The sequence below is a fragment of the Marivirga sp. genome (assembly GCF_035704835.1).
In the GTDB taxonomy this organism is placed as follows: Bacteria; Bacteroidota; Bacteroidia; order Cytophagales; family Cyclobacteriaceae; genus Marivirga.
Window position 1 is genome coordinate 23,213 of the sequence record NZ_DASSWQ010000021.1, and the last position, 9,582, is coordinate 32,794.

The 9,582-nt window shown below is 34.5% G+C and carries 9 protein-coding genes; 5 read left to right on the forward strand and 4 right to left on the reverse strand.

Going from position 1 to position 9,582, the window contains the following annotated elements; all coding sequences use genetic code 11:
• The first annotated feature begins 141 nt into the window (after positions 1–141).
• Both VFM92_RS03360 and VFM92_RS03365 read left to right on the forward strand, forming a co-directional pair.
• Positions 142–1,386 carry a DUF349 domain-containing protein gene (locus VFM92_RS03360; protein WP_325120781.1) on the forward strand — a complete coding sequence of 415 codons (1,245 nt, stop codon included), beginning with the start codon at positions 142–144 and terminating at the stop codon, positions 1,384–1,386.
• Between the two features lie 110 nt (positions 1,387–1,496).
• Positions 1,497–1,718, forward strand: coding sequence for a DUF2795 domain-containing protein (locus VFM92_RS03365; protein ID WP_085518779.1), 222 nt, complete (start codon positions 1,497–1,499; stop codon positions 1,716–1,718).
• An 18-nt stretch (positions 1,719–1,736) separates the two neighbouring features.
• Here the strand turns inward: VFM92_RS03365 and VFM92_RS03370 are convergent, their stop codons facing one another.
• Both VFM92_RS03370 and VFM92_RS03375 read right to left on the reverse strand, forming a co-directional pair.
• Positions 1,737–2,408, reverse strand: coding sequence for a 2-C-methyl-D-erythritol 4-phosphate cytidylyltransferase (locus tag VFM92_RS03370; protein WP_325120782.1), 672 nt, complete (start codon positions 2,406–2,408; stop codon positions 1,737–1,739).
• A gap of 77 nt (positions 2,409–2,485) precedes the next feature.
• On the reverse strand, positions 2,486–4,573 hold the full coding sequence (locus VFM92_RS03375) for an OmpA family protein (protein WP_325120783.1): 2,088 nt from the start codon (positions 4,571–4,573) through the stop codon (positions 2,486–2,488).
• Between the two features lie 320 nt (positions 4,574–4,893).
• On the opposite strand from VFM92_RS03375, the gene yihA reads away from it, so the two are divergent.
• Entirely contained in the window at positions 4,894–5,505 is a 612-nt protein-coding gene (yihA, locus tag VFM92_RS03380; RefSeq protein ID WP_325120784.1) for a ribosome biogenesis GTP-binding protein YihA/YsxC, read from the forward strand.
• A 318-nt stretch (positions 5,506–5,823) separates the two neighbouring features.
• On the opposite strand, the gene fbp is transcribed toward yihA, so the two are convergent.
• Entirely contained in the window at positions 5,824–6,804 is a 981-nt protein-coding gene (fbp, locus tag VFM92_RS03385; RefSeq protein WP_325120785.1) for a class 1 fructose-bisphosphatase, read from the reverse strand.
• On the opposite strand from fbp, the gene VFM92_RS03390 reads away from it, so the two are divergent.
• Positions 6,773–8,155: an aspartate kinase gene (locus VFM92_RS03390; protein ID WP_325120788.1), complete on the forward strand. Its 1,383-nt coding sequence runs from the start codon at positions 6,773–6,775 to the stop codon at positions 8,153–8,155. The genes fbp and VFM92_RS03390 overlap by 32 nt on opposite strands.
• Before the next feature lie 266 nt (positions 8,156–8,421).
• Positions 8,422–8,547, forward strand: coding sequence for a hypothetical protein (locus VFM92_RS03395; protein WP_325120786.1), 126 nt, complete (start codon positions 8,422–8,424; stop codon positions 8,545–8,547).
• Between the two features lie 392 nt (positions 8,548–8,939).
• Here the strand turns inward: VFM92_RS03395 and VFM92_RS03400 are convergent, their stop codons facing one another.
• Entirely contained in the window at positions 8,940–9,425 is a 486-nt protein-coding gene (locus VFM92_RS03400; protein ID WP_325120787.1) for a hypothetical protein, read from the reverse strand.
• Between the last annotated feature and the right edge of the window lie 157 nt (positions 9,426–9,582).

Consider the following 9,582-nt stretch of genomic DNA (forward strand, 5'->3'; position numbering starts at 1 on the left):
TTTTTAATTACTTTTTTTACTTTTCTATCGATTAGAATATCAAATTAAGCGATAACATCATTAATAACACAACAGCCGTATGGCTATATTGCAAATTAAATTTAATTTTGCATCAAATTTACAAAACCAAATTATAATATTTTGACTGATTTACAGCAAGAATTAGCTTTCATTGAAGGCGGAAAAGTGATTTTAAGGGAGCAGGAAGGATTTCCGCAGAGAGAAATAGGCGAAGTAAAAGAGGATGAAGCAACTGCAATGCAGTTTTTTCAAGACCGATTCGAAACTCTGAAAGCAAAAGTAGATAAAGTTCAGCAGCAGATTGAAACGGAAGAGAATAAAGGCTCTTTTTTAATGAAAGTCTTGAATTTGAAGGAATCACTATCTACTTATGATGGCATAGGCGATTTTGTGGCACTCAAAGACCGATTAGTGTCTTTGGAGAAAATGCTGGAAGATTACATCAGTCAAAATAGAAAGCGGAATCTTGAAGTAAAATCCACTTTAATTGAGGAAGCAAAAAGCTATGCATCAAATCCTGACTGGAGAGAGGCGACTGATAAACTGAAAGAACTTCGCCAAAGATGGATTAGAGTTGGAGCGGTTGAAGATGATAAAAAGGAAGAAGTAGAAAATACTTTTCAGGCTGTTTATGATGAGTTTTATGAAAAGAAAAAAGCTTTTCATGAAGCCAAAAAAGAAATGATGACTGCTCGTGAAAAGCAATATGAAACTTTAATAGAGAAAGCTAAAAAGCTGCAGAATGATAAATCTGCAACTGATGAATTAGCAGAGAAAAGCAACGTATTGGTAGAAGAATGGAAATCTCTAGAAAATATCCCTAAAGAAAAATACGCTGCTCTTTTAAAGGATTTCAAGAAATTTACTCAAGTTGGCAGAAAAGCAGGAAATGCTAAAAAAGCTTCAGGTAAGCAGAACAACGACAAGGAGAAGGAAGCATTAATTGAAGAGTTAAAAGAGGCTCAAAAACTTAATCCTGCTGAGGCCATAGAAAAAGCGAAAGCTATTCAAACCAAATGGAAAAATTCAGGTAAAACCTTCGATAAGTCATTAAATAAAGAATACTTCACATTAAATGATTATATTTTTGAAAAGAGCTTCTTAGAAAATCTATTTGAACGGAAGGCTAAAAAAGAGTTAGCTGAGAAAGAAGCAGTCAAATTGAAAATGAATATTTTAAGAGATTTGATATCAAGAGACCAAAGAGAACTCAATATATTTGAAGAGAATCTTGAGAAATTTAATTTGGGAACTGAAAAGCTGGATAAAATGGTAGGTTTCAAACATGAAAAACAAAAAAGGAAGCTTGCCGTAAAGCAACAAATCATGGAGGAACTTCGTGATTTGAACAAAAATTTAAAATAATTTGAACTTTGCGTATATTATTTTAGTATGCATGTAAAGTCATAAGCAATTAAAGCTTTGATTTATAATTTTTTATCATACTTTTGCGCATCAAAAAAATACGGTAGAATATGTATTGGACATTAGAATTAGCTTCATACTTAGAAGATGCCCCGTGGCCAGCCACGAAAGACGAATTAATTGATTTTGCCATTCGTTCTGGAGCACCATTAGAGGTAGTAGAAAACTTACAAGAATTAGAGGATGATGGTCAGCCTTATGAAAACATTGAGGAGATTTGGCCTGATTATCCGTCAAAAGAAGACTTCTTCTTCAACGAAGATGAGTATTAGCAAGGTAAGCTTATAAGCTTACTTTGCTCCTAATAGTGCCTCTGCTATAATCAAATCCTCGGGAGTGGTGATTTTAATATTCTGATAATCGCCATCAATCAAGGTGACATCCTGCCCAAAGGCCTCAACAACAGAGGCATCGTCCGTAAAAGATGATTTGTAATCCGTGTTGTAAGCAGATTTTAATAATTCCACATCGAAAGTCTGAGGTGTTTGAATCATCCTCAAAGAACTGCGGTCAATATTTACGCTTTTTCCACTTTCATCCAATTGCCTGACCGAATCCTTCATAAGGACAGCCGTAACCACAGCTTTCTTCTCTTTTGCTTGCTCAAAAGATTGATTGATTATATTGGCTGAAATAAATGGCCTAACTCCATCGTGCACTGCTACAATGCCTTCACCAACATGCTCTAAAGCATTTTTCACTGAATGAAAGCGGGTCGTTCCTCCTGCTACAACTTTATGTTCTATGTAATTTTGATGCCATATATTCAATTCATCCCAAAACTGAATTTCTTCTTGGGGCAGTGTAATAATCAATTCAATTTCTGGATCAGCATTATGAAAAGCCTGTAAAGTATGGATTAATATTGGTGTGCCCCCAAGTTTAAGAAATTGCTTGGGAAGGCTTTCCCCCATTCTTTTCCCCGTGCCACCGGCAACTATAATCGCGTACTTCTTTATCATAATCAATAAAACTAAATTTTATAAACAAAAAAGGGATGATGAACATCCCTTTTAAATTCAAAATATTATGGTAGAAATCATTCTTTCACTATAAACTCCACTCTTCTGTTAATCTCCCTACCCATCACTTCATCATCATTACTCACAATTGGTCTTTCCTCACCATAGCCTACAGCATTTAATCTTCTTCTATCGATGCCCTTTTTGGTTAGATAATCAACAACTTTATTAGCCCTTAATTGGGAAAGCCTTTTATTAACAGCTGCAGAACCAATATTATCAGTGTGCCCTGCAATTTCTACATTTACTTGTGGGTTTGCCTCTAAAAAGCTCACCATTTTGTTTAGTTCTTCATATGATTCGGAGGTAAAAGTAGCTTTCCCGAATTCAAAGAAAATATTTCTTAATGTTTTGGAGGTTCCAACCTCTGGCTTGCTCAAGCTTAAAGTTTGACGGATTGTTTGCTCTTCTCCAGTTGAGGCAGGTATATTTATTTTTTTATTTGCAAAAATATAGCCTGATTTTTCTGCTGACAACATAAAATCAGTAGCATCTTCTCTTAGAATCACAAAAGTAAAAATCCCGTTTTCTTTGCTTTCAGCTGGAACGGTAATATTATCAATTTGTCCTTTTAATTGTACTTTCGCATCAATTTGTTGATTATTACTTGCATCGACCACCCTAACCATTAATTTAACTGGTGCACCAGTATCCATTTCATCATCCTCAGATTCTGCTACATCTACTCCATCCACCTTGTTCTCAGAATCATCATTATCTTCACCTTCATCAACATTTGCCTTCTTATTGGCCATTCTTTTATCAGAGTCTTCTTCACTGCCTCCAATCTTTACCCTATAAATATCTGTGAAGCCCATTCCTTCTTCACGAACAGTTGAATAGTAACCCGTTTTACCATCTTTGGTCATTACTAAATAAATATCATCGTCAGGCGAGTTTAATGGATATCCTAAATTTTCAGGATTACTCCATTCATTACTGGCGCTATCATATTCAGCTTTAAAAATATCGTATCCACCCATACCACTATGCCCATTTGAGCTAAAATAGAGTGTTTTTCCATCATATTGAATAAAAGAACCATCTTCATCACCTTCAGTGTTAATTACTTGTCCCAAATTTTTAGAAGGGCCCCATTCGTCTTTTCTGTTTTTTGTTGAATAGTAAATATCAAATCCGCCATAACCTCCAGGACGGTTACTTGAAAAAAACAAGGTGCTTCCATCTGCAGATTGAGAAACAGATTTTTCGCTATATCCAGAGGAATTGATATTGTCACTTAAAGCAATTGGTTCGGACCAAGTGTCCTCAGATAAATTATTGGTGAAATAAATATCTCCATTTCCTTCATCGCTATAGATGTAAAGTGTTTCTCCATCGGGTGAAAAACCGAAATTAGAATCATGATATTTTGTATTTACTACAGGCCCAATATTTTCTGCAGGTTGCCATTCTCCTCCTGATTTTTTGGAGATAAAAATATCTTCATAGTAGAAATTATCGTCAAATACGTTTTCATTTAAGTTGCCTTGATCTGGTCCTCTCCTTGAAGTGAAAATCATTATAGTTTCATCTGCATTTACCACAGGCGCAAAATCCCATGACTCGGAATTGATTGCAGTCCCAACATTCGTAATGGAATAATTCACAGGGTTTTGCATCAATCTTTTTGCAGTATTGCATTCTTCAATTCTCCTTTCAACTTCCGACATAGGAGTTTTATCGGCACCAGTATAACCAGTATTGCTTTCCAGTTTTTGTTTGTATGTATTGTAATACTCAATTGCTTTATCAAATTCATAGCCATATTGATAACCTTGCCCTATTTTATAAAGCATATTAAATTTATAGTCAGAATCTAATTGATAGGCACGTAATAAAAATTGAGTTGCTTTTGCTTTTTCAGTTGTTTGCAAATATGTATCACCTGCTAAATAATTTGCACGTACGCTATTGGGATCGGCATCTGCAGCTAGTTTATAATATTCCAAGGCCTGAGTAAGCGCTTTTGTATCTGCCATTACTTCATCGGCCATTTCAATAAAGTCATTGGCTAATTCAGGATTGGGTTCTTGGGCATTTGCTTGGTAAGCAAATAAAACAGATAGTAAAAAGACTGCAAAGAATCTAAATTTATATATCATCGTATTCTTTAATTCGGTAAAATATAGCGAGTTAGGTCGCTTCACTAAAATAATCACTTAAATTAAACTACTTTTTATGTTATATCAAAAAAAGTTAGCAAAACTTCGTGTTTTTATTTAAAATTATATGCTTAGAAGCGATAAATATAAAAAGGTTCGCTCATTTTTATGCGGTTTTACCCACATTTATTATAAAATCTAATATAAGATAAATTTTAATTTTATTTAAAAAGCTTACACAGAAATGATTTTTGTTTGAATAGAATAATTCTTTATCCAACTTCACTTTCCCTACCATCGAAAGGCCTTATATTTGCAAAATGAAGAGAATAAAAAACGCAGAATTTGTCATTAGTAATACAGATTACAAAAAGAGTCCTGAAACGACTCTTCCTGAATATGCATTTATAGGCCGTTCTAATGTAGGTAAATCATCCTTGATTAATATGTTGACTGACCGAAAGAGCTTAGCCAAAACCTCTTCAAGGCCCGGTAAAACACAACTCATTAATCATTTTTTGATGGACGAAAAATGGTATCTGGTAGATTTACCAGGATATGGATATGCCAAAGTCAGCAAAAAAACTAATGAGAATTGGGGTAAAATGATAAGTGATTATTTATTAAACAGAGAAAATCTGGTCTGTATATTTGTTTTGATCGATTCTCGTCTTCCTCCACAAAAAGCAGATGTGCAATTTTTAGATTTTATCGGTAAAAATGCATTGCCATTATCTTTAATTTTCACTAAAGCAGATAAACAATCTTTAAATAAAACGCACCAAAACATAGCCGTATTTAAGAAACAAATGCTGAGCAACTGGGATGAATTCCCTCCCTATTTTATCAGTTCGGCTGAAAAACAAACTGGAAAAGAAGAAATTTTAGGTATAATTGATCAAATGAATACTGCTTGGGAAGAGCAGAAGTAAATTGGGGTTTTCTTTAAAAGTGCGATTTCCTATTCTATTTCTAGTATTAAATTTCACTTACTATTTTTTCTATTATAGAAAAAAACTTGAACGCAGGCGTCTTTGACGCTTAAAAGGTCTCGCAAAGCCGCAATGGCGCAAAGTTTTCGCAAAGAAAAAATTGACCATTAAAATGCGATATAAATACTCTTTATTTCTTCTCTTTTTTAACGTTGCGAGGTCGTTGCGTCTCTGCGCCTTTGCGAGAGTCACCTCATGCCTTTGGCTTGTTTAAGTTTTCAACTTTGCAGAAATGGGTTTATAAAGAGCAGAAGTAAATCACTTCACTGCTTCTTCCACCATTTTTTTTGAGCCCGTATAAAAAGGAACTCGCTGATGCAAAGATTCTGGTTGAATATCTAGAATCCTCATATTTCCATCTGTTGCCAGTCCTCCAGCTTGTTCGCAAATCATAGCCAAAGCATTGCATTCATAATTCAGCCTCAATTTTCCGTTCGGAGCTTTTTCTGTGGAAGGGTATATATAAATCCCACCTTTCATTAAGTTTCGATGAAAATCTGCCACTAATGAACCGATATAACGGGCAGTGTATTTTTTATCTTTACAGCTTTCAATGTACTGCTGTACTTTTGGTTCCAAACTTCTATAGCTCCCCTCATTTATCGAATAAATATTCCCGTCTTCAGGAATTCGCATATCAGCATGAGATAAAAAAAACTCTCCTAAAGAAGGATCATAAGTGAATCCATTCACTCCTCTTCCAGTGGTATAAACCAACATGGTAGAAGAACCATACAATAAATATCCTGCTGCTACTTGTTCTGAGCCTTTTTGCAAAACATCTTCCTTCGTTACTTTGCTTCCCACGGGAGAAACTCTTCTGAAAATAGAGAAAATAGTTCCTATAGAAACATTCACATCAATGTTAGAAGAGCCATCCAACGGATCCATGGCGACAATATATCTGCCTTCCTGATTATTTAAATCTAGGATTTCATCATCTTCTTCAGATACAATAGCGCAAACTTCACCACCATTTTTTAAAGCTCTAATAAAACGAATATTAGCGATAACATCCAGCTTTTGTTGTTCTTCACCTTGAATATTCTCAGTACCAAATGCACCTCCAATGTTTAGCAAACCCGCACGGTTTACTTCTCTATGAATGATTTTCCCTGCCAAGGCTATATCTCTTAATAGTTGGGAAAGTTCACCAGAAGCAAAGGCGAAATCATTTTGTTTCTTTTTAATAAATCGGTCTAAGGTGATGCCAACAGAAGTGGCTAGTTTAGTTTGCATGGAATATTTATTTGTATTGACGCTAAATTATGAAAAAATTGCAGCTTATTTTGTCATTCATTACAAAAAGGAACTTATGCAGGTATTTAAATTTGGTGGGGCTTCAATAAAAGATGCTGATGCAGTGGTCAATATGTCGGAAATATTGAAGAGATTTCCTGAGGAGAAAATCATTATAGTGGTTTCCGCCATGGGCAAAACGACCAATGCATTAGAAGAAATACTGCATTTAACGCTAGAAGGCCTATCAAATGAGACTGCAATTCAAAATCTTTTTCAATATCATGCTTCAATTGTTTCTAACTTATTTAAAGAAAGTGAATCGAATATTATTTCATTATTGGAAAGAATTTTTGAAAACTTAAAAATAAAACTTTCTGAGGTTGATAAATCAAGATATGATGAATCTTATGACAGCATTATTTCCTTCGGTGAAATAATCTCTTCATCCATTTTACTGGAATTTCTTAAAAAAGAAGCTTTCTCTATTTCAAAAGTGGATGCAAAAGATTGCATCAGGACAGATGAAAGCTTTAGAGATGCTTTAATTAACTGGAACATAACCCAACAAACCATCAGCAGAACGATCGACCATGAACTTACTCAAAATCAATTTGTAATTACACAAGGATTTTTGGGCGGAACTGCAGAAGGAAAAACCACTACTTTAGGCAGAGAAGGTTCTGATTTTACTGCTGCTATTTTTGCTTATTGTACGAATGCCGATGCTGTAACGATTTGGAAAGATGTGCCAGGAATATTAAATGGCGATCCGAAAAAAATTAAAGATGCCGTTTTGTATCAAGAACTTTCCTACCAGGAAGCTGCAGAAATGACTTATTATGGAGCTTCTGTCATCCATCCTAAAACGATAAAGCCGTTGGCCAACGCAGGCATCCCAATGCATGTACGCTCTTTCAGCTCACCCGAGAAAGGGGGGACAATTATCCATGATTGTAAAGTCATTCATGAAATTCCATGTATCATCATTAAAGAAAAGCAAAGCTTAATAACTTTCAAACTGACGGATTTTACTTTTATTACAGAAGCTTTAATCGGAAAAATTTTTGAGGCTTTAAATAAACATCACATCAAAATAAATATGATGCAGAATACGGCCATTTCTTTTTCTATTTGTGTAAATGACGATTTGCACCGTTTAGATCAATTAACGAGTGAATTGAAAAATGACTTTTCGATTTTTTACAATAAAGGATTAGAGCTCATTACCATTAAAAATTTTGATGAAATCCTTATCAACAGGATGACAACTGAAAAAGACATTTATCTGGAGCAACGAACCCGAAAAAACTATCAAGTGGTGGTGAAGAGCCTAGAAACTAGAGCCTAGAATCAAGAATCAAGAGTCAAGAGTCAAGAGTCAAGACAAAAAAAACGGTCAATGCTATTTAGGGATGCACAAAATCTTTATTCTTGAATCTAAAATTTATCTTTTAAATATTCACCTTCAAGATGAAAAACACCCTATCGCCTGCGTCCCGCTGGTGATGGCTACTTGTGCCTCGTATGTTTACAATCCTTAAAAATATTAAGTATTTTTAATAAAGCAATTAGGCAAGGTGAGAGTAGTACTTGTGCCTAAACAAGCCAAGAGCTATGTTCAGCCAGAGACAGGCGGACGGTAAAAGTTTGTTCAGCAGGATGACAACTGATAAAGACATTTATTTGGAGCAACGAACCCGAAAGAATTATCAAGTGGTGGTGAGGGAATCAAGAACCTAGAGTCTAGAATCTATAATCTATACTCTAGGTTCTATACTCCCTGTTCCCGCCGTGCTCCGGATGGTGGTTCTAACTGCTCGTCCTACATCATCAGATGCATAGCTTACATCCTTATTTCCTCTATACAAAATTTCAAATGGCTAAGGATTCAATCTTAGTATAATCTTATAGTAAAAATTAGCTAAAATACCTTGGCAAAACTCACAAAACACCAGCTTTTTAGGATTTTGAAACTTACGGTTCGCCATTACTTTGGCCTTTTTTCACTCTTAAACTATAAAGATAAAACGTCTCTAGGTAAATTGCCAACCACCATGCAGAGCATGGCGGGAACGGGGCCGAAATAAAAAGATGAAAAATGATAAAATTGCAGAAAACTAAATATTTAGGCTTTAATCTATGAAATACTCATTAAAAATATTTTCATTATCACCAATAAAACTAGCCAATTCAAATATATTTAAATTACCATTTTCATCATTTACAGATACCCTAATAGTATTCAATTCTTGGAATACTGAATCTGGTTCGTTATTGTAAAAATACCAAAACACATCATTTTGAAGCCTTAGTACATTTCTTATATTTTCCAATTTAGGATCATTTAAGTTCTGAAAACCTTTAAAGTTAAATTCCTTGTTATCCTCTAAATTAACCGAATAAAATATAAAACTATAATCACTATCAGACCAAGCCATATTAATAATAGAGTAAATTTGAACAGACCCATTGTCTTCGGTAAAGAAACCTGCACTTAATAACGAATCTTTAAAATTCATTAGTATTTCATTTTCCAAGGCTGTGCTTTCTTCAATTCGATACTCGTAAAAGCTACAATAGGAGAAATCCTCAATTAAATAATCATAGTTTACCTCCACTTTAATGCTATTATATTGGATCAAGCAATAATTCTGGGGATTTAGGATTGAAGAATTAACTTTGTCAAAAAAAGACAAAGTGGATCAGAGTTTAATTGAGTTGTTTTTGCCAGAAGGGATTCTCGAATATTTCCGGGTTACTTCAGTTAAAAAGAAA